The 19,938-nt window shown below is 43.0% G+C and carries 17 protein-coding genes; 10 read left to right on the top strand and 7 right to left on the bottom strand.

Annotated features, from left to right (window positions below):
- The first annotated feature begins 30 nt into the window (after positions 1 to 30).
- Positions 31 to 303 (top strand): DUF3143 domain-containing protein, encoded by a 273-nt coding sequence (locus ICL16_RS35560; protein ID WP_190836293.1) that lies wholly within the window; start codon positions 31 to 33, stop codon positions 301 to 303.
- A 68-nt stretch (positions 304 to 371) separates the two neighbouring features.
- On the opposite strand, the gene ICL16_RS35555 is transcribed toward ICL16_RS35560, so the two are convergent.
- From ICL16_RS35555 to lysA, 3 genes are all read right to left on the bottom strand, one after another.
- Entirely contained in the window at positions 372 to 1,121 is a 750-nt protein-coding gene (locus tag ICL16_RS35555) for an isoprenyl transferase (protein ID WP_190836292.1), read from the bottom strand.
- On the bottom strand, positions 1,118 to 2,041 hold the full coding sequence (cdaA, locus tag ICL16_RS35550; protein ID WP_190836335.1) for a diadenylate cyclase CdaA: 924 nt from the start codon (positions 2,039 to 2,041) through the stop codon (positions 1,118 to 1,120). The genes ICL16_RS35555 and cdaA overlap by 4 nt, the downstream gene beginning before the upstream one ends.
- Positions 2,042 to 2,126: 85 nt before the next feature.
- On the bottom strand, positions 2,127 to 3,530 hold the full coding sequence (gene lysA / locus ICL16_RS35545; RefSeq protein WP_190836291.1) for a diaminopimelate decarboxylase: 1,404 nt from the start codon (positions 3,528 to 3,530) through the stop codon (positions 2,127 to 2,129).
- A gap of 140 nt (positions 3,531 to 3,670) precedes the next feature.
- Between lysA and rimI the strand changes: the two genes are divergently transcribed.
- Positions 3,671 to 4,168, top strand: coding sequence for a ribosomal protein S18-alanine N-acetyltransferase (gene rimI, locus ICL16_RS35540; RefSeq protein WP_202895888.1), 498 nt, complete (start codon positions 3,671 to 3,673; stop codon positions 4,166 to 4,168).
- 512 nt (positions 4,169 to 4,680) lie between these two features.
- Positions 4,681 to 7,152: an ATP-dependent Clp protease ATP-binding subunit gene (locus ICL16_RS35535; protein WP_190836289.1), complete on the top strand. Its 2,472-nt coding sequence runs from the start codon at positions 4,681 to 4,683 to the stop codon at positions 7,150 to 7,152.
- Positions 7,153 to 7,327: 175 nt separating this feature from the next.
- Here ICL16_RS35535 and ICL16_RS35530 read toward each other — a convergent pair whose 3' ends face one another.
- Together ICL16_RS35530 and ICL16_RS35525 are read right to left on the bottom strand one after the other, a co-directional pair.
- Entirely contained in the window at positions 7,328 to 7,891 is a 564-nt protein-coding gene (locus ICL16_RS35530) for a hypothetical protein (protein WP_190836288.1), read from the bottom strand.
- A 155-nt stretch (positions 7,892 to 8,046) separates the two neighbouring features.
- Positions 8,047 to 10,305 carry a two-partner secretion domain-containing protein gene (locus ICL16_RS35525; RefSeq protein ID WP_190836287.1) on the bottom strand — a complete coding sequence of 753 codons (2,259 nt, stop codon included), beginning with the start codon at positions 10,303 to 10,305 and terminating at the stop codon, positions 8,047 to 8,049.
- Between the two features lie 304 nt (positions 10,306 to 10,609).
- Between ICL16_RS35525 and ICL16_RS47035 the strand changes: the two genes are divergently transcribed.
- Complete coding sequence (locus ICL16_RS47035) at positions 10,610 to 11,119, top strand: calcium-binding protein (RefSeq protein ID WP_190836286.1); 510 nt, start codon at positions 10,610 to 10,612, stop codon at positions 11,117 to 11,119.
- 183 nt (positions 11,120 to 11,302) lie between these two features.
- Here the strand turns inward: ICL16_RS47035 and ICL16_RS35515 are convergent, their stop codons facing one another.
- Both ICL16_RS35515 and ICL16_RS35510 read right to left on the bottom strand, forming a co-directional pair.
- Positions 11,303 to 11,527, bottom strand: a complete 225-nt coding sequence (locus tag ICL16_RS35515) for a DUF433 domain-containing protein (RefSeq protein ID WP_190836285.1) — start codon at positions 11,525 to 11,527, stop codon at positions 11,303 to 11,305.
- 205 nt (positions 11,528 to 11,732) lie between these two features.
- Positions 11,733 to 12,134, bottom strand: coding sequence for a fasciclin domain-containing protein (locus tag ICL16_RS35510; RefSeq protein ID WP_190836284.1), 402 nt, complete (start codon positions 12,132 to 12,134; stop codon positions 11,733 to 11,735).
- A gap of 280 nt (positions 12,135 to 12,414) precedes the next feature.
- Between ICL16_RS35510 and ICL16_RS35505 the strand changes: the two genes are divergently transcribed.
- The 6 genes from ICL16_RS35505 (at position 12,415) to ICL16_RS35480 (ending at position 19,935) form a co-directional block, all read left to right on the top strand.
- Complete coding sequence (locus ICL16_RS35505; protein ID WP_190836283.1) at positions 12,415 to 14,604, top strand: Hsp70 family protein; 2,190 nt, start codon at positions 12,415 to 12,417, stop codon at positions 14,602 to 14,604.
- A complete protein-coding gene (locus ICL16_RS35500; protein WP_190836282.1) occupies positions 14,601 to 15,134 on the top strand; it encodes a LysM peptidoglycan-binding domain-containing protein in 534 nt (177 codons plus the stop codon). Before ICL16_RS35505 ends, ICL16_RS35500 begins: the two co-directional genes overlap by 4 nt.
- Complete coding sequence (locus tag ICL16_RS35495) at positions 15,121 to 17,601, top strand: tetratricopeptide repeat protein (RefSeq protein ID WP_337907191.1); 2,481 nt, start codon at positions 15,121 to 15,123, stop codon at positions 17,599 to 17,601. Before ICL16_RS35500 ends, ICL16_RS35495 begins: the two co-directional genes overlap by 14 nt.
- A gap of 13 nt (positions 17,602 to 17,614) precedes the next feature.
- The gene (locus ICL16_RS35490) at positions 17,615 to 18,229 is read left to right on the top strand and encodes a molecular chaperone DnaJ (RefSeq protein ID WP_190836281.1); all 615 of its coding nucleotides are present in this window, start codon (positions 17,615 to 17,617) and stop codon (positions 18,227 to 18,229) included.
- The gene (locus tag ICL16_RS35485) at positions 18,222 to 18,701 is read left to right on the top strand and encodes a nucleotide exchange factor GrpE (protein WP_190836280.1); all 480 of its coding nucleotides are present in this window, start codon (positions 18,222 to 18,224) and stop codon (positions 18,699 to 18,701) included. Before ICL16_RS35490 ends, ICL16_RS35485 begins: the two co-directional genes overlap by 8 nt.
- A gap of 481 nt (positions 18,702 to 19,182) precedes the next feature.
- Positions 19,183 to 19,935 (top strand): sterol desaturase family protein, encoded by a 753-nt coding sequence (locus tag ICL16_RS35480; RefSeq protein WP_190836279.1) that lies wholly within the window; start codon positions 19,183 to 19,185, stop codon positions 19,933 to 19,935.
- The last annotated feature ends 3 nt before the right edge of the window (positions 19,936 to 19,938 follow it).

The raw sequence follows: 19,938 nt of genomic DNA, 5'->3' as shown, positions 1-19,938 counted from the left end.
AAAATCCAAAATCCAAAATCTAAGATCACAATGCCTCTTCCTTCACCAGAAACTCCCCTATATAATCATCCTCTGCCTCAAATTGAACAGTGGCTGAAAAATCTTGGCTGTCAACAAGATGAAAAATTACTGCATTGCTGGCATGTACAAAAACCAACTTGGCAAGCAGAATTATGGTTAGAAGTTGAGCAAATCGTAGTACGCTATCTTCAAGCCGGAAATCAAGGGCAAGATATTCAACGCTCTTTCAAATATTCTTTAAGTAGGCAAGATGTAGAACAAGCGGTTTTTTCTGGACCATAAGAAAGTCATGCCCGTCGTAGAGACGCTCCGCCGGAGCGTCTCCACAGTAGGTTTTTATTCCTAATTCATTACACGTTACCAAACCTACGTTCGCGCTGTTGGTAAGCTCGTAAGGCGCGGTGAAACTCATTGCGGTTAAAATCAGGCCACAAGGTTTGAGTTATATAAATTTCTGCATAAGCCATTTGCCAAAGTAGGAAATTGGAAATACGCATTTCTCCACTAGTACGGATTAATAAATCAGGATCGCAAATTCCGGCTGTGTAGAGGTGGCGCTCAAATGTTGCTTCGTCAATTTGATCTGGTTCGAGTAAACCAAGTTTAACTTGATCGGCGATCGCCCGACAAGCTTGGACAATTTCTTGTCTTCCCCCATAATTGGTTGCTACTGTAAAGCGAATACCTTGATTTTCTTTTGTGTCTGTCATTGAACGGGAAATTTCTTCTTGCAGTGCGCTCGGTAAAGCAGCTAAGTTACCGACAAATTTTATTTGTACATTCTCCTTCATCATTTCTTGTAGTTCTTGGCGTAACACCCTTTGAAACAAAGTCATTAAAAAATCTACTTCTTCGTGGGGTCTTTTCCAGTTTTCTGTGGAAAAAACATAAGCTGTGAGCGCACCAATTCCCCAATCATCACAACAACGGAGTAAATCTCTGAGCGCATCTACACCCGCTTTATGTCCCATAAAACGGGGTAAACCTTGACGCTGTGCCCATCGACCATTGCCATCACAAATCACCGCAACGTGATTGGGTAGTAGTTCTTTTTTTAAGTCAGAAGGTAAATATTGCTGTTCAGTGTGTTGTACTGTCATTTTTTATCTCGCGAAGCAGTCGATGGTAATCTAAGTAAACGTGAAACTAAGAAGAGTGCTTTACCACGAATCTGACGAACCAAACTTAACAAACCAGGAGCAACAGCTTCCCGATCTACATTGGTCGAAAATTGAGTCTCTAAGGACTCTTTCAGCTTCGTGATTGTTAGTGGTCTATTTAGGTTTCCTCGTTCCGCTAGGGAAATAGAACCTGTTTCTTCTGATACAACAACACAAATGCAATTTTCAACCCGCTCAGTAATTCCCATTGCTGCTCGGTGACGTGTTCCTAACTGGCGTGAGGCTGTGCGTCCTGAAAGCGGTAAAATTATACCTGATGCTACTATCCGTGAACCACGAATTAATGTTGCTCCATCATGCAACAAAGTCTTTGGTTGAAAAATTGTTTGTATCAGTTCTTTAGAAACCTCAGCATTTAGCTTGACTCCTGGTACGGAAAAATCACGCTCGTCTATGGGACTGGTAGTTTCTAAAATTAGTAAAGCTCCGATCCGGTTTTTTGATAATTCTTTAACCGCATCAACAATTTCATCTATTACACTATCTGATTTAGGAATTGTCAAATTTGATGAGCGAAATAACTGTTTGAATTCGCCGCGCCCTAATTGCTCTAAAAATCGACGAAACTCTGATTGGAGTGCCACCGCCATCGCTACAGCACAGCCAATTACCAACTTTTCCAGTACAAAATTCAGCAGTTGTAGCTGCAATCGGCTACTGACTGCGGAGGCTAGCATCAAAATAATAAATCCTCGCACCATCCACAGTGTCCGGCGCTCACTAATAATAACAAGTATCATGTACGTCAGCGCCAGTACTAACAAAATATCCAGAGTCCCAAGCAGCAAAGACTGCGTCCACCCTAAGTTTGTCAGCCACTGCTTCCACAAATCTCCCATGACATCTGGATCAACCAACTCCGTGAAACTATGAACTATGAATTATGAATGATGAATTATGAATTCATCTTTCATAATTCAGCATTCATGATTTCTGAATTAGCCTTTCTGGTAAACAATCTTGTCGAACCAAGTCCTGATAAGTTTCGCGTCGCAAAATCAAATTTGCTTCGCCATTTGCCACTATAACTGCTGCCGATCTGGTCAAGCGGTTATAGTTAGATGCCATACTGTAATTGTAAGCACCAGTTGCCATTACTACGAGGATATCTCCTGGTTTAGATTTTGACAGCTGGGCATTCTTTATTAGAATATCTCCCGATTCACAATGTTTACCAGCAATTGTGACTGTTTGAGTAAGTGGTTGTGACATCTGATTGGCGATCGCCGCCCGGTATACTGATTGGTAGGTAATTGGGCGTGGATTGTCGGACATTCCGCCATCTACTGCTATATAAGTACGAATGCCGGGAATTTCCTTTTGGGAGCCTATTGTATAAGCTGTTACACAAGCCGTGCCAATGAGCGATCGCCCTGGTTCACATAGTAATTTTGGGAGAGGCAAATTTTCTTTTGTACAAGTTTCTTCAATTACTTGACAGATTGGTTTTACCCACTCTTCTATACTTGGTGGGTCATCTGATTCTGTATAAGTAATACCTAAACCCCCACCCACGTTTAAGTTGGTGATCTTTAAACCGTATTTAGCTGAATCGGTTAACCACTGCACCATCAGCGCCGCCAAATCGCGATGTGGTTGAAGTTCAAAAATTTGGGAACCGATATGGGCGTGTACTCCTATGCAATTGAGAGCCGTTTGCTTACTCACAAAAGCAAACACCTCATCCAAATCTCCTGGGTCAAAACCAAATTTACTATCTAAGTGTCCTGTGCGAATATACTCATGGGTATGACAATCTATTCCTGGTGTCAAACGCAACATAATCCGTACTGGTTGTTGCCCTTGAGCTAATTCCACAATTTGCTGCAAGTCATGCCAATTGTCCGCCATAATGGTAATGCCAGACTCAATGGCGTAACGCAGTTCTTCACGAGATTTATTATTTCCGTGGAGATAAATTAGCTCAGGATTCACTCCTGCCGTTAAGGCGGTGTAGAGTTCGCCTCCTGATGCGACATCTATTCCCAAACCTTCTGAAGCTACGAGCGCACAAACTGCTAAGCAACTCCATGCTTTTGAAGCATACAGAACTTGAGATTCACCTTTGTAGTAGCGTTTCAAGCTGTCGCGATATTGACGGCAAGCTGTACGTACAGTTTCTTCATCTAAAATATACAATGGTGAGCCAAACTGCTCTACTAAAGTTTTGACATCACAACCCCCTATTTCTAGGCAGTCTTGACTGTTTACTTTGGCAGTTAACGGTAAAAGTTGCTGATTAGGTGATAAGTCAAAATTTTTACTGTTAAAAAGTGGCAGATACTTATGAGCAGAATCTTGAACCCCACTAGGGTGAGTAGATACCATATCTATAAGAGTTGTCCTTGTGCAAATAACGAGCGTAAGTCTTCCGATTCCCAGTTTACCTACGGTTTGTACTATTACCAATAAATGTGAACACAATTCCATTAGAACTTAAATCACTGACAACTGAGCATCTTAATGCGATGGTGGAGCTTGATCTTTGCTGTTTTGGGGGTTTGTGGACGCTATCGGCTTATAAAAGAGAGTTAGAAAGCCCCAACAGTGATTTGCTTGGCTTGTTTTCGCCTGTTTCTTCCTTAGGGCTATTGTCTATGGGTTGCTTTTGGTCAATTCTTGAGGAAGCACACATTACGATTTTGGCAGTTCATCCTCAATATCAGCATCAAGGTTTAGGACAAGCTTTACTTTATTCACTGCTGAAAACAGCTGCCCATCGAGGTTTGGAGCGAGCTACTCTCGAAGTGCGTGCTTCTAATCAAGCAGCAATACACTTGTACCAAAAATTTGGTTTTAAGACGGCTGGTGTACGGCGACGTTACTACAAAGATAATGGTGAAGATGCGCTGATTCTTTGGTTGGGTAATTTACAGTACCCGGAGTTTGGTGAAATGTTGGATAAATGGGATCAGATGGTGAGCCAGCGCCTGAGTTATTTCTCTTGGCAACCCAGAGTTTGGTGAAATGTTGGACAGGGAGCAGATTGTGATCCCTTCATGCCCCCCGATTTTCGGGGGGTTGGGGGGTAAAGATGTATTGCCCCTACAAGGATAATTGGTATTATTTCTTGGGCTGGGGAAAATTATGACGCAAGATCTGGGTCAACCGTCAACAATATATTAGTATTTTTAATATAAATAAACTTTTAATTTAGATATTTATATGACACAAAATAAAATGATAACTGTCCAAGTACATCTTGACAGGAATAGGGATTCATGATAAAAATCATTCCTTGGGAATGACAAAAAACTTTAGAAATCAGGCATTAAATTCCTGGCATCTAGACAAAAAAATGTAAAAAAACTTAATGTTGATAGTGGATTACCCAGAAAAAGTCATCAAGGATCGGTAATTACCCCATCATTGAGGGTGAAAAGTCGTCGATGTCTATATCTTTATACAAGCATCGGCACGATTTGCCTGTGCTAAAATCAGCGTACCGGCACGACGCAGGTGATGGGATCAGTGTCATATGTTTGAACGCTTCACAGAAAAAGCCATTAAGGTAATCATGTTAGCCCAGGAAGAAGCACGCCGACTGGGTCACAACTTCGTAGGTACCGAACAGATCCTCCTGGGTCTGATTGGAGAAGGTACTGGAGTGGCGGCTAAGGTGCTGAAATCTATGGGTGTCAATCTCAAAGACGCTCGGATTGAGGTAGAAAAAATCATAGGTCGAGGTTCGGGTTTTGTGGCGGTGGAAATTCCATTTACACCACGAGCAAAACGGGTCCTAGAACTATCCTTGGAAGAAGCACGCCAGTTAGGGCATAACTACATTGGCACGGAGCATCTGCTGTTGGGCCTAATCCGAGAAGGGGAAGGTGTGGCAGCCAGAGTGCTAGAAAACTTGGGAGTAGACCTATCTAAGGTTAGAACTCAAGTTATCCGGATGCTAGGAGAAACAGCTGAGGTTAGTGCTGGTGGTCAACCACGCGGCAACAAAACCCCAACTTTGGACGAGTTTGGCTCAAACTTGACCCAAATGGCAGCGGACGGCAAGCTCGATCCAGTGGTAGGACGCGCTAAAGAAATTGAACGTGTGATCCAAATATTGGGTCGCAGGACAAAAAATAACCCAGTTTTAATTGGGGAACCAGGTGTTGGTAAAACAGCGATCGCCGAAGGATTGGCGACACGCATTTCTACCAAAGATGTCCCGGACATCCTGGAAGATAAGCGCGTAGTGACTCTGGATATAGGTTTGCTCGTTGCAGGAACCAAGTATCGAGGTGAATTTGAAGAACGCCTGAAGAAAATCATGGATGAAATTCGTCAGGCGGGAAATGTCATTCTCGTGATTGACGAAGTACACACCTTGATTGGGGCGGGTGCAGCCGAAGGCGCAATCGATGCAGCAAATATCCTCAAGCCAGCTTTGGCAAGAGGCGAACTACAGTGTATTGGTGCTACGACTCTAGATGAATACCGCAAGCACATCGAGCGGGATGCAGCCCTAGAACGTCGTTTCCAACCAGTAATGGTGGGTGAACCGTCAGTAGATGAAACAATTGAGATTCTCTACGGTTTGCGCGATCGCTACGAGCAACACCACAAGCTGAAAATATCAGATGAAGCTTTGGTGGCAGCAGCGAAATTGTCAGATCGCTACATTAGCGATCGCTATCTCCCAGATAAAGCAATCGACTTGATTGACGAAGCCGGAAGTCGGGTACGCTTGATTAACTCCCAGTTGCCCCCCGCTGCTAAAGAGTTAGACAAAGAACTGCGTCAAATCTTAAAAGAAAAAGATGATGCAGTCCGTTCTCAAGACTTCGACAGAGCTGGGGAATTGCGCGATCGGGAAATGGAAATCAAAGCCGAAATTCGCGCCATTGCTCAAAGCAAAACAAATTCTGGTCGCAGCGACGGTGAAGAACCTGTAGTTACCGAAGAAGACATTGCCCACATTGTCGCTTCCTGGACAGGAGTTCCGGTGAACAAACTCACCGAATCTGAATCCGAGAAGTTGCTGCACATGGAAGACACCCTCCATCAGCGCCTAATTGGTCAAGAAGACGCTGTGAAGGCAGTTTCACGCGCAATTCGCCGCGCTCGTGTCGGTTTGAAGAATCCTAATCGACCAATCGCCAGCTTCGTTTTCTCTGGTCCTACAGGTGTAGGTAAGACCGAGTTGGCAAAATCTTTGGCTTCTTACTTCTTCGGTTCCGAAGAAGCGATGATCCGTTTGGATATGTCGGAATACATGGAGCGCCACACCGTCAGCAAACTGATTGGTTCGCCTCCTGGTTATGTAGGTTACAACGAAGGCGGTCAATTGACCGAAGCCGTGCGGCGACGCCCATACACAGTGGTACTTTTCGACGAAATCGAAAAAGCACACCCTGATGTATTTAACATGTTGCTGCAAATTTTAGAAGACGGTCGGTTAACTGATGCTAAAGGACGTACCGTTGACTTCAAGAACACCTTGCTAATTTTGACCTCCAACATTGGTTCTAAGGTGATTGAAAAAGGCGGCGGCGGTATCGGCTTTGAATTCGCTGAAAATGCTAGTGAGACTCAGTATAACCGGATTAAATCACTGGTTAACGAAGAACTCAAGCAATACTTCCGTCCAGAGTTCCTCAACCGACTTGATGAGATTATCGTCTTCCGTCAATTGAGCAAGGAAGAGGTGACACAAATCGCCGACATCATGCTCAAGGAAGTCTTTGGTCGCCTTACCGAAAAAGGTATCACGATGGAAGTGAGCGATGGCTTCAAGAACCGTCTCATCCAAGAAGGTTACAGCCCCAGCTACGGTGCAAGACCATTACGTCGAGCAATTATGCGCTTGTTAGAAGATAGCTTAGCAGAAGAAATTCTGTCTGGTCGCGTTAAGGAAGGCGATACAGCTATAGTTGATGTGGATGAAAACGGCAATGTCGTTGTTAGAGCTGAGCAGCGTCGGGAATTGTTGACCCCTGGAGTTGAGTCGTAAGAAATGTGTTAACGAAAAATTTGAATGCCCGCACCCTATTCGGGTGAGGCTACACAAACGAAGTCCGCCTGCGCGGACTTTTTTTTCCCTCCTCGCCCCCTCGTTCCCAGGCTCCGCCTGGGAATGCTATTCTGGAGGCTCCGCCTCCAATCAAAGATGTAAATTTTTGTAAAAATTAAGGTCTTGATTTAAGAACCGCTGAGGACGCAGAGGACACAGAGGCAGAGAGCGGTTTAAAGTTGCGGGGATTTTTTAGCACAAATTCTCCATTTTCTTTGATTAGATCACCAGTACAGACGATTGGTAAATGTTCCTGGTAAGATTTAAATGCTAAATGATATTTCGATTCATTCAGTTGAACAAGGATCTCACGGAGTTTTCCCAAGACAACGCCTATTAGGGTGAAGTAGCCAGTTAAATTGGATGGAACTTTTATCACCATTCCCTGAATTTCCTGATTTGCCACTGATGTGAGTAAATCGCTTAATATCTCCAATTGAGAACGATTTTCTACTACTTCTAATGTTTTAAGCGCATCACTAATCCGAGCAGCGTAATCTCCTAGAGTTTTCTGGAGGGGTAGCAAAATCTCAAATTCATCATCCACTGGATCATTTTTACGTCTCCAAATCGCTCCGGCGTTATCATGAATTCGCCCCTGCTCATGCCAGCCAAATGTTCTTAAGTGTGCTTCTAGCACATTTGGCTCTATTGTCTTGAGAATTTCACTATCTCGCACTGTTACTTTCTTAGTTACACTTAAATGTGGTTATTCAGAATAGCTTGCTTTTCAAATTGACGAGATGAGGTGGAAGGGAGGATGTCGTGAAAATGGAAAAGGACGACATTCCTATTAATAATGCTAACTCTGAGAACAATAATCTGTAAGCGGTTTTATTGTTGAGAGCAGGTAGCAGGAGTAGACCCCTTCCCAGTGGCATTGGATGTAGAAGAAATCAGCGTTACTTCCCCTTTGCCGTTAAACACCCAACCAGTAGCAGGCACAATTACCACAGCTTTAGATTTAGAAGGTGGTTTAGCAGCAGTCTCTAAGCCATGCGGCTGCGTTGTGGTAGCTGGCAATCGAGTATCTGACCACACCACATCATTACTGAGGGGTTGATCCGGACTGGGAGGTAAACCGCCACGTCCGGTGACAACGAAGCTACTGCCCTCTGAACCTGCAAAGGTGGCACAGCCAGTGTTCACTAACCCTGAGACATCAGCTACATTTGCGGGTAGTTCCACGAATCCCAGGCTGGTGTCAACCTCGGGTGTGTTGATTTCTACAATACCACTTAACTCAGGACTCCCCCCAGTGGCAGTGATGTCACTTTCTGAGGTAAGCTCTGTCCGAGACTCTGTACCAAAGATGCCTCTGGTATTGATTGTGACCTGACCTCCACGGTTAGTAGAATTGGCGCGAATATCACTATTTTCCAAAGCAACGAGGAAATTGGTGTTGATGTTAATATTGCCGCCGATGACATTTTCTCCTTCGGCGTCAGTGGTGATGTTGCTGTTGTTGCGTAAGATCAAATCACGAGCGCTTAGGTTAATATTGCCCTCGCCTGCTTGAGCGTTGGCTTGGAGCAGGGCTTCATTATTCAACAGGATAGAGCGAGCCTGAACTGACATGTTACCTGCGTTACCTGGTCCGTTACCGCTCACAGATACTATAGCCCCATTTTGGATAGTCAACTGTTCAGTTTCAATCGTTATATTACCGGCATCGCCAGTACTTTCAGTACTAGCTGTCAAGGTGCTAGGGTTCTGAGTAATAAATGAAAAACCGCTTATTTCCACCAACTCGGAGGCATTCACGATTAAGTTGCCCGCAGCCCCTGAGCCAGATGTTGCAGTTTGCACTTGTGCCCCATCCCGAACACTTAACCGCCGAGTTTCTATGGTTAAATTGCCGCCTGCACCCGTAGCTCCTTGTGTGACGACTGTGGATAAAGCGCTGGGAAATATGCCATCGGCTGTTTCTCCAATCAATTCTATCGACTCGGAGGCATTCACTATTAAGTTGCCCGCCGCTCCTAAGCCAAAAGTTGTAGCTTGTATTTGTGCCCCATCCCGAACACTTAACTGTGGTGTTTCTACGATGAGATTACCGCCCTTACCCGTAGCTCCTGGATATACTTGAGCAAGCAATGCGGTGGTGAAGAAACCATCAAATGGAATACTTGTCAATTCCACCGATTCGGAAGCCCTAACAGACAACGTTCCTCCCGGTTCCCCTCTCAAGGTACTGGCTTCAATTTGAGAAACATCAGTCAGCGTTACCCGCCTGCCTTGGACTTGTATATCACCACCACCCTCACCACTTGCATCCACTGTTGCCTGTCGAGACAATTGGATGTCCCTGAAAGCTGGGACACCTGCATAGTCCATAGCCCAACCTTTATCTATTGGGGTGAGACGGACTTGGCTGGAATCATCAACACTGCCTAATTCAATTCGTCCACCTGCTGTTTTCAGCGTTCCACCTTCCAGCACCACATCAGAGCCTACTAAAGCTAAGGTTTGATTGGGCTGTACGCGCAAACCAACACTTGTATCAATAATGTCAGACGTACTCCGTAGACCCTGACCATTACCTTGCACAAGAATCCTTCCCGGATTTGCCCCGAATTGCAAGCCAATGGGAACACTGATAGTGAGTAGAGGTGTAGTTTGAGTAGCAGTGGCACTGAAGAGTGTGCTATCGGCAAAATTTAAACTACTCGCTGTACTAGCAAGAAATGAGCCACCGATATTTAGCGAAGCATTTTGCCCAAAAATAATCCCATTGGGATTAATCAAAAAAATGTTAGCTGTGCCGTTTGCGCGAATTAAACCATCAATATTAGAGATAGAATTACCCGTTACCCGAGTAATAATGTTTTGAATATCTAAGGCATTTTTGAAAAAAGCTTGATTACCAGTTGGTATAGAAAACTGGGAAAAACTATGGAAAAGGTTGCTTCCTACAGTGGTTCCACCTTCAATCAGGTTGGTGTTTCCCTGCACAGTGACACGAGAATTATTCGGTAAAGTGCCATCGGGGGTAATTTGGGCATATGCACAATTTGCAAAGCAAGAGATTACCGTAGCGATCGTAATCTCTAATCCAAAATACCAACCCCAACTCGTACTGTTAGTACTCATTTAAGAAGATGCATCCTTAAAAAAACGGTAGTTGCTTAACAACAGTTACGCCACATCAGTTGTGAGCGTGACAGCTACTTTAAATCTACCCCTAGTTTGGCGGTTAAATGTAAATTTTTGTAACAATAATCCGGATTTAGTGTAAAACCAGCCAAAACAACTTGATAGATAAGTAGAGGTTGGCAATGAACTGAAACAACTTACAACTAATAGCGATTGAGATTTATTCAAGTTTAGTAAAGCAAGTGAATCTTTAGGAGTTATCACAGTTCTGCCATACATTTAACGAATGAGGTAAAAAGATATGTTAGAAGCATTGATCCTACGTATTGGTCCGGGGGTGGGGGATCCACCTGTTTCCATCTATCGGGAGTACATAGGAGGACCTGGTCATGACGAAATTCTTGGTAGTAGTTTTAATGACAAAATTTATGGTTTAGACGGAAATGACATCCTTTATAGTCGAAACGGAAATGATATCCTCTTTGGTGGTAATGGTAACGATATCCTCTATGGCGAGGCGGGTAATGACTACCTAGCAGGTGGCAATGGTAATGACGTTCTATGGGGTGGTGCTGGAGCAGATAAATTTGTCTTTTACTCCCCGTCTGAAGGCATTGACATCATCCAAGACTACAGCTACTCGCAGGGCGATAGAATAGTGGTTGACAAAGTAGGGTTTGGCGCTACTTCCACCAGCCAGTTCAACTATAATAGCAACACTGGTGCGTTGTTCTTTCAGGGAACCCAATTCGTCACCCTTGAGAACAAACCTGCTGATTTCTCTACTAGTCTCGGCATTGAACTTGTTTAAGAATGTGTTAATTTCGAGTGGGTGTTGCACAAACTCAGGATGATTCTTGTGGAGTGGGCATCCTGCTCATCTCATAGCACCTCAAGCGCCCCATAGAAATAGCCCCGACAGATGCCCCATAACCACGAATACTCCTGCTAATTCTCGCTGTGTATATATCTTGGTCAAGAAAAAGTTTCATGATCAAGCTGATGCCAGATAAATATTTTCAGCCGCTATTAATGCGATCGCGTACCGTAGGCAGGCTTTAATATCATCAACTTGAAGGTCAGGATAGTAGTCTTGGATAATTTCTTCAAAGGACAGCCCCTGATTAAGCAATTCAAGAATGCTTTGCACAGTGATGCGGGTTCCTGTTATGCAAGGCTTACCAAAGTGGATTTGAGAGTTGACCGTGATCCTGTCCATGAATCTACTATAAAATCTACAGTCTTCAATTCTAGATTAAACTTACTGATCTACAGTCTAACAAAAGTGCTGCTCGAACGCTGAAGCTTGAGGAATTGCAGGTGTTCTTGTTAAAAGCGTCCTACCTAACAAATAGAGGGTTGAGCATCTTGCCCAACCCTCTATTGTGAATCATTTATTTTCTGGTGATCCTTAAGATGATTGCCTATGCAGGAATTAATACTGTGTCAATGACATGGATAACACCGTTATCAGCGGTAACATCAGGTTGTGTAACTGTTGCATCATTTACCTTAACACCATTGGAAGCATCAATTTTCACGGACGTTCCTTCAACTGTTTTAGCTGAGTTCAGCTTAACTACGTCAGCCGCCGTCACTTTACCGGGGACAACGTGATATGTCAAGATTTTTGTCAGCTGTGGAATGTCCTGAAGCAATGCGTCTACCGTGCCTGCGGGAAGCTTAGCAAATGCGTCATCTGTAGGTGCAAAAACAGTGAATGGACCAGCGCCTTTCAATGTATCTACTAGATTAGCAGCCTGGAGTGCAGCAGCTAGAGTGTTGAAAGAACCAGCATTAACAGCAGTATCAACAATGTCAGCCATGTTTTTCACCTAGTTTTTTGGTATCCGTTAAATACTATACACTACAGTGCTTAAAAAAAATCTACAAAAATCTACATTAATTAGGATTCATGCTGAGGATAGCGGTACAAGTTATAAGTAATTTTCCGAGATTTCTCTGAGGGCTTTTGTTAGTTTTGTATGCATAAATTGTAATAACTATAAACTGGGCAAATGTGAGAAAAGCTTATATTAGCTAGGATATACCTGCTCAGTAAGTATTAGTATATTACATAAAATTTATACAAATACCAGGAAAGCAATGGGTAAGGCAATAGGCATTGATCTGGGGACAACAAACTCCGTTGCAGCTTTTAAGTTGGCAAATGTGGAAGTGGTAACAGCAGAAGACAACACGCCTCCAGACAGGAAACTAACGCGATCGCTAGTTGCCAGCGAACAAGCTAAGCTCACGGTAGGAGAAAAAGCTTACAACCAATTACGAGCCGATCCTGAAAACGTAATTATTTCCATCAAACGTTTGATGGGACGGGGTTTCGCTGAGCAGGCAGTACAAAAGCAATCACAATTGGGTTACAAAATTACCCAACCAACACAAGGAACCGACAACAGCATTGCAGTTTGGCTGGGCGGCAAAGAATACCAGCCAGAGGATATTTCTGCGGAAATTCTCAAAAAAGTTGTACAAAATGCCCAAGCCTATTATCAGAAAATTGGTAAAGCAGAACAGATTAACCAAGCGGTGATCACAATCCCCGCCTATTTCAATGACAAACAACGTCATGCCACACGTACAGCCGCACTCAAAGCCGGACTAACTCCCTTAGAATTGCTACCGGAACCCACAGCCGCAGCTATTTCCTACGGGTTTTCTCCGACTGGAGACGATTTTAAAACAATTTTAGTCTTTGACTTTGGTGGTGGCACTTTTGACGCTTCGGTGATTCAAGCTGCTGGAACTTCATTTATCGAACAGGGAAAAGCTGGAGACTTGTGGCTAGGTGGGGATGACATCGACTCGCGCATGATCAAGTTTGTCAAAGAGCAAGTCGCAAAGCAAGAAAAATTAACTGATATTGACGACTTGATTGCCAAAATGCCTCACTATCAACGAGTGCGATTTAATGCTGAGTTGAAAATGTCAGTAGAACGCGCAAAAATCACCTTGAGTAGTGCGACGGTAGCGCAAATCGATACAACAACCAACTTACTAGATGAGTTAGGCATCGCCATTCCAATTGAGGTGAAAATTACTCGCAACGAGTTTGAGGAAATGATTCAGGATTTGGTAGAGCGTTCTATCCAAATTTGCCATCAAGCGGTAAAAGACTCTGACTCTGACTTAGATGCAGTGGATGTGGTGTTGTTGGTGGGCGGTTCTTCTCAAATTCCATTGGTGCAGCGCCTCGTCCAGGAAGCATTTGGCACAAACAAGGTGGTAGTGCATCCCCGCCCAATGTACGCGGTGGCGGAGGGTGCGGCGATAGTGGCTGCTGGACAGACGGACAAAGTAACAACAGTCTCCCGTGATTATTTCATTCAGCTAGTAGACGGTAGGTATAAAGTCATCAGCCGAGGTGATATTTTGCCAGTGACGACATCCCATACCTTCAAAACTTCGGCGGATGGACAACGGCTAATTCACTTTCAGTTTTTTAGCCCTGATGAAGTAAGAAAAGAGGATGACAGTATTGGAGATATGTGGCTAGGGTTAGACCAATCCTATCCTCGTGGGACAGAAATTTTAGTCAATTTGGAACTGGATGAGAAAAACAGCGATCTGGCGATAACGGCAATTTTGAAAAATAATCCCTCAGTGAGAGTGAGTTGTACTTTTTCGCGGGGGCGCTCAGATGAGAAAATTTATCGGGAATTAGAAGAAGCGATCGCTAATCTGAATGACCAGAATTTGACATCCTTAGGAGTTGAAGAAGCGCTACGCTTGGCGGTTCCTGTTGTGCAGTTAACTAATCAAATTATCGATACTAGGACAGGGGAAGAACGTATAGATTTACGCGATCGCGCTCATGCAAACTTGCAAAAGTTTCAAGTATCTATGTCCAAGGAACGTCTGGAAGCCGAGAGTCTTGTCAATGAATGCGATCGCGTCCTTCAACTTTGCGCTTTTTTGATTCCCCAACCACAGCAACAAAGATTGCAACGGCTTTCTCAAGAGTTGCAAGATGCCATTAACACCAATAATCTCTCCCGAATGGAGTCTAAGAGTGAAGATGCTCAACGGGAACTGAATAATTTACCTGATGAAGTCAAGTTGATTCAAGCCTGTCTAGTAGCAATCCATCAAGCTAATACCGTCGCACCTACCCAAGCAAGAGCAATGTCTAACAAACTCGAACGGATGATCGGCGCGATGGAAAGGGGTAATGCACACGAAGCCGATCGCCTCTGGAGTGAATTAGAACCTGACGTCACACGCTGGCTCAATCAAGAATTACCTAGCAATAGTATTGTCACAGGGCTGACACGATGACAACTCAGATCAACTGTCCCGTATGTGGATACACAGAGATAGAAGGTAGCAATTGCCCTAATTGCGATACTGACATTTCCCTGCTTCGGATGCTGCAACAACTGCCACATGCGGAAAAACCGCGCCAACAAGTTAAAATTGCTACATGGCAATTAGCAGCCGCCTTGCTCATCCTAGTTATAGGTATAGGGTTGGGAGCTATCGGTTGCTTTCTATTCCTCCAACCGCATGTACCCCGCTCCACTGTCAATTCTCCCAGTCCAATTGCAGTTAGTAGACCCAGTCCAACACCAACACCCAACCCGACTTTTGAATCTGTAAAACCTCAACAAACCTCACAATCAACTCATTACATTGTCAAGCCTGGGGACTCACTATCAAAAATTGCTGAACACTTCTATGGGGATAACCGCTTGTGGACTTCTCTAGTCAAAGCTAATCCTAAACTCAAAAGTCGAGAAAACTTTTTAGAAGTTGGGGAACCGCTAATAGTTCCTAACCGTAAGGAGGCATCTTGTGGGAGTTTTTGATGTATTTGGTAAGGCAATAGATAGCGCTTGGAAAACCAAAGAAGTCTTTGACAAAGCTGCTAGCGCCAAACGTGAGTTCCACACAGCTATGCAACAAGCCCAAATTAAACGCTTCCGGCAGGCGGCTAAGATTGCTGAAGAAATACACACTTGTTGGTCTTGTGATGTTTCTTTCAGTAAGTTCTTGGTTCAGCAGGTTGCTTTAGGCGATTTATTAGAGCAAGTGAATGTAAAGTTATGCGAGTGGCATACTGTAATTACTGAAGCTGACACCCTAGCTAATCGTGCGAAATCCCTACTAGAAACTGATACAGCTAATCCTCAGGAAACACAAGTTCTAACAGAGGCGCTTGCTCTATTCCAAAAAAGTAACATCCTGATGTATGATCAGGCTTTCATCCAATCAGTTAGAGAGTGTGAACAAGAAATCCTGAAACGGCAAAAATATCAGGCAATGGTTGCGATTGCACAGGAACAAACAAACAAGCTGTTGTTTAAGCAAGCAGTAAAAACCTATCTTGAAGCTCAAGAACTTTACCAAACTACTACAATCCAAACTACTTTAGAATTTTTAGCCTTGAAGGTCAAAGAGGAAGAAGCTTACGAAGTTATTCTACAAAGAGCGACTCTTGCCTCTAGTGAAGGAAAATTACATGGAGCAATCGCGCTTTTAGAATCTGCCTTAACTAATTTCCCTCGTTCAGATGGAAGAGAATTATTAGAGCAATTAAAACGCACTGTTAAAGGCAAAGAACAATTCCGAGCAGGGCTTAACGCTGAGCGAGCGGGTAATTTCAAAGAGGCAATATTCCTCTATGAAACTGCTAAATCTTTATTACCAGATCCCATAGAATGCCAGATCCGGTTGGGGTTTATAGCGCTTAAAATCCAAGACTGGACAACAGCAATATCCCAATTAGAGGGTATTGGTGGAGAGCAAGCAGCTTATCTGCGGGGTTTTACCTACGCCCAACAAGGAAATTTACAGCAAGCCGAGTGCGAGTGGCAATCTTTATCTCATCCAGAAATTGAATCTCAAAGGCAAATTCTCAAGACTCTCTCCCAAAGAGAACGTCTTAACCTCCTCCAAAATATCGAACAGCCCATAAAAAATGGAAATTTAGAAGCAGCTAAAGTAGCGAGTGCAGAATTTATACAAAAATTTGGTTCCGATCAATTAGTCGAGGGTAATCTAAATGAACATATCCAACCTCGTTTAGAAGCTACAGTTTGGCAAAGTGCAAACTGGAGAATTATTGCTGAGCAAGTTGAAAAAAATTGGCTTGCCGATCCTAATATTACCACCGTGCACAACTGGGTAGTAGCGAATTATTATCACGCTGTAGGAACGTGCGGCGTTCTACATGATTTGATTATTGTTTTATCAACAGCATTGGCAAATTTAACTCACGATCCAACTCTAAAAGATGTGCCTTGGCTAGAAAACCAACCTGTTGATTTGGAATTAGTATCTTTAGAATTAAAACAAATTCTGGAAGAAGCAATTGATAATTTTAAAGACAGAGATATTAATGAGTATTTGCAGTTACGCGATCGCTACCGTTTAGAATTAGTAGCGCTGCGATTAATGGGTAATCCACCAATTTGGGGTATGAAAGTAAAGGATGTATTGCTGACACCAGGCTGTTACAATCGTTACCTTTTGCAGTGGCAAAATATATTAGTAGATGGGATTAAAGCTAATCAGAAAATACTGCAATCGCTCTACACTCCTTGGGGGCTAGCCGTAGCTGCTTGTTTAGAAGGAGATACTTTACGAGCAAGAAAAATTAAACCCTCTACCCAACCTAGTGAGGCGGAAATATTTGCGCAAAAATTCGTCGCTTACTATGAAGGTTGCTATCAGCTACAGCAGCAAAAATGGCGAGAGGCAATTATTTATCTTAAACAAGCTCAGTCAGAAATTAAAGCGAATGGTGATTGGCAAGAAGAAATAGATAGACTGTGCGGATTACAACGTCGAGCTATCTCAGAAATGAGAGAACATGTTGAATTTGCCCAATTTTGGTTCGATCTTTTGGGGAGCCAACCCGCTAGAAGTTATCTAGCTGAGTATAAGACGGAACAACTACGGGAAAAATTAGTTAATGAACAAATTGCTCCAGACAAAGCATTGGGGGAACTTCAAGATCTTAAAAGAATTGATGAACATAATCCGATTATGCTTGATTTAATTGCCAGAATCGAATTTATCCAAGAAATTGAACAAATTGAGAAGCTCTTGAGAAGAAATGAGTTTGCAGCAGCTGTAAGAAAAGCCAAACATTCACATCACGACCAAGTTAAATTTAAAGTAGCTGAATTTTTCATATACATATTAATTGATGCTGGAAAAAATGGTGATCTAACAAGTAACCAAATTCAGCAACTAGGACGTTGGGCTTACGAAATTTGCCCAGATGAATATGCATTTCAAGAAGTTTACCATAGTTTGAGATTACGATAATAAGAGGTATTAAATGATTCATAATCCCTATGATATTCTAGGCATATCCCAAGCAGCATCAAAAGCTGAAATTACAAAAGCTGTAGCAGTAGCAATGAAGCGCAAGCAATATCCCGTTGACGTGATTGCTAAGGCTCAAAAAAGCTTGATGAAGCCCCAAGATCGCATCATAGCTGATTATCTGCGTCCAATCTTGCCCATGATCAAGCGATTTAAATATAGTGATTTATCGGCTTTAGATCAGCCAGTGCCAACACTAATGTTATTGTCAGAATTTGATAACTTAGAGCAAGCGATCGCTCAAGCTAGACAAGAAGAACGTCTAGAGCGAGAACCTTTACCCATGTCCTTATCGGAATTATTCGCCTCTGGCATTACAGCTTGTAAAGAGGGACGTTACCCAAAAGCCATTAAATACCTGGAAGATTACTGTCAAGGTAGCACTAACCGCAACACCAAAGATTACATTCAAGCTCAAGCGTCGTTGGTTAAAGCTTATCAGATGGATGGACAAATACAAAGAGCGATCGCTCTGTGTCGGCAAATGACTACCCATACTAATCCTCAAGTGCAAGCTTGGGCAAATAAAACTCTACTGTTATTATCTAAAGAGATTTCCCATGTCTAACGTATCCCAAACCTACATTATCAGCTCTGAGTTGCGCGATTTACTCGTACAACAAATTAGTTCATTTCAAAAACAAAATGTTTTACTTCAACAGTCTCTGCGAGAAGAGCAAACCCAGTCAGAGGCATCTTTAGAAGATTTATTTTTAGAAATATTAGAAGTTGGGGATGCACTATACGGCTTAATGACTTACCTAGAAAACAATCCCAATCCTAGTCCAGAATTTATTCAGCGCTTACCCAAGTCTATAGCTGCAGTACATCGCAAATTCCTTAGTGTACTAGAAAAGCGCCAAGTAATTCCAATAGAAATAGAGGACACTCAACCAGATTTCAATTTATGCCGTGTTGTTGATCGAGAAGTCCGAACTGACGTGGCAGATCAAACAATTACTAAAATTGTCCGTCAAGGTTTTCGTTTAGGTGATAAAGTCCTGCGACCAACTGAGGTAATTACTTCTCAATCAGATTAAGCTACTTCCTTTTCACTATATCTTAGTTTTAAATTAGATAATTCGCCTCAACAACAAGGCTGTAGTGGGGATGCCTATACAGTCACAGGTGGCTCTGCTGACATGAAGGATCGCTACGGTGTGGTGATTGGCAAAGTAGAACTACGCTACTCCAACACTTGCCAATCAAATTGCACAGATTGGCGCTAATCCTGAGAATTAGAGCCTTAAGGCGTAACCTCAAAGCGTTCAAGACGCAGATAATTATTTGGATATAATCCAAGTTTATCTGGCGTTACAATCTCAAATCAAAAATAAGATTACGGTAGAGTACGAAACTGCTCTACCGTATTTTTGTAACTGTCAATATGTCGATTAATCCAACGTTTTGCGGCTGCTACCTCATTGTCAAACTTACAAATTTGTGATGGAGATAATAAATCACTGATTTTGGATAAGATATTCTCAGAACTGATAACTGATACAAGGAGGAAAATCTAAATTGACTAACCACTCATTCTGGTTCTCTTGGTTTCTCTTCTTCAGTATTATTCTTGTCCGTTACTTTCTTATTGCTGGGGGAGCATACTTGCTTTTCTATTCAGTTCTGAAAATGCCCGCCTACCAAAGTTTTTCTCTAAAGCCGCCGAATAGTTCTTCCGTTCAAAAGGATATCGAACTATCAGTTCTCTCGGCAGTGGTTTTTGCTCTTTGTGCAGCACTCATAATAGAGTACGGTTTAGAAGTAACACTTATCTACACTGACCTACATAAGTATGGATTTTGGTATTTAGGAGTTAGCTTTGTTGCGGTGCTCTTTCTTCAGGATACGTACTTTTACTTTATCCATCGGATGTTTCACCACCCGATGATTTTTACGTGGATGCATCATGGACACCACAGTTCAGGAAAGCCAACACCTTGGAGTTCCTTCGCGTTCGACTTGCCGGAGACAATCTTACAAGCACTTTTCTTTGTAGGTGTAATCTTCATCGTTCCGCTCCATTTCATCACCTTGGTTGTTTTACTTATAACCATGACAGTATGGGCAGTGGTGACTCATCTTGGATTTGAGGTATTTCCCTCGTCATCTACCCCCCACTGGCTAGGAAGGTGGTTCATCGGTTCTATGCATCATTTAATACATCATCGTAATTATATGGTTCATTACGGATTGTACTTCACATTTTGGGACAAGCTGCTTGGTACAGAAGATGCGAATTATGAGCATAAGTCTCAAGCAAGCGAGTTCTAATAT

It is taken from the genome of Iningainema tapete BLCC-T55, from assembly GCF_014698965.1.
GTDB classification, from domain to species: domain Bacteria; phylum Cyanobacteriota; class Cyanobacteriia; order Cyanobacteriales; family Nostocaceae; genus Iningainema; species Iningainema tapete.
Note: the sequence above shows the minus strand (reverse complement) of the source record. Positions and strands in the feature narration are given on the sequence as shown.

Coding starts and splice junctions, on each gene's coding strand:
- ICL16_RS35560 (WP_190836293.1), top strand. CDS start 31: ATGCCTCTTCCTTCACCAGAAACTCCCCTATATAATCATCCTCTGCCT.
- ICL16_RS35555 (WP_190836292.1), bottom strand. CDS start 1,121: ATGACAGTACAACACACTGAACAGCAATATTTACCTTCTGACTTAAAA.
- cdaA (WP_190836335.1), bottom strand. CDS start 2,041: ATGGGAGATTTGTGGAAGCAGTGGCTGACAAACTTAGGGTGGACGCAG.
- lysA (WP_190836291.1), bottom strand. CDS start 3,530: ATGGTATCTACTCACCCTAGTGGGGTTCAAGATTCTGCTCATAAGTAT.
- rimI (WP_202895888.1), top strand. CDS start 3,671: ATGGTGGAGCTTGATCTTTGCTGTTTTGGGGGTTTGTGGACGCTATCG.
- ICL16_RS35535 (WP_190836289.1), top strand. CDS start 4,681: ATGTTTGAACGCTTCACAGAAAAAGCCATTAAGGTAATCATGTTAGCC.
- ICL16_RS35525 (WP_190836287.1), bottom strand. CDS start 10,305: ATGAGTACTAACAGTACGAGTTGGGGTTGGTATTTTGGATTAGAGATT.
- ICL16_RS47035 (WP_190836286.1), top strand. CDS start 10,610: ATGTTAGAAGCATTGATCCTACGTATTGGTCCGGGGGTGGGGGATCCA.
- ICL16_RS35515 (WP_190836285.1), bottom strand. CDS start 11,527: ATGGACAGGATCACGGTCAACTCTCAAATCCACTTTGGTAAGCCTTGC.
- ICL16_RS35510 (WP_190836284.1), bottom strand. CDS start 12,134: ATGGCTGACATTGTTGATACTGCTGTTAATGCTGGTTCTTTCAACACT.
- ICL16_RS35505 (WP_190836283.1), top strand. CDS start 12,415: ATGGGTAAGGCAATAGGCATTGATCTGGGGACAACAAACTCCGTTGCA.
- ICL16_RS35500 (WP_190836282.1), top strand. CDS start 14,601: ATGACAACTCAGATCAACTGTCCCGTATGTGGATACACAGAGATAGAA.
- ICL16_RS35490 (WP_190836281.1), top strand. CDS start 17,615: ATGATTCATAATCCCTATGATATTCTAGGCATATCCCAAGCAGCATCA.
- ICL16_RS35485 (WP_190836280.1), top strand. CDS start 18,222: ATGTCTAACGTATCCCAAACCTACATTATCAGCTCTGAGTTGCGCGAT.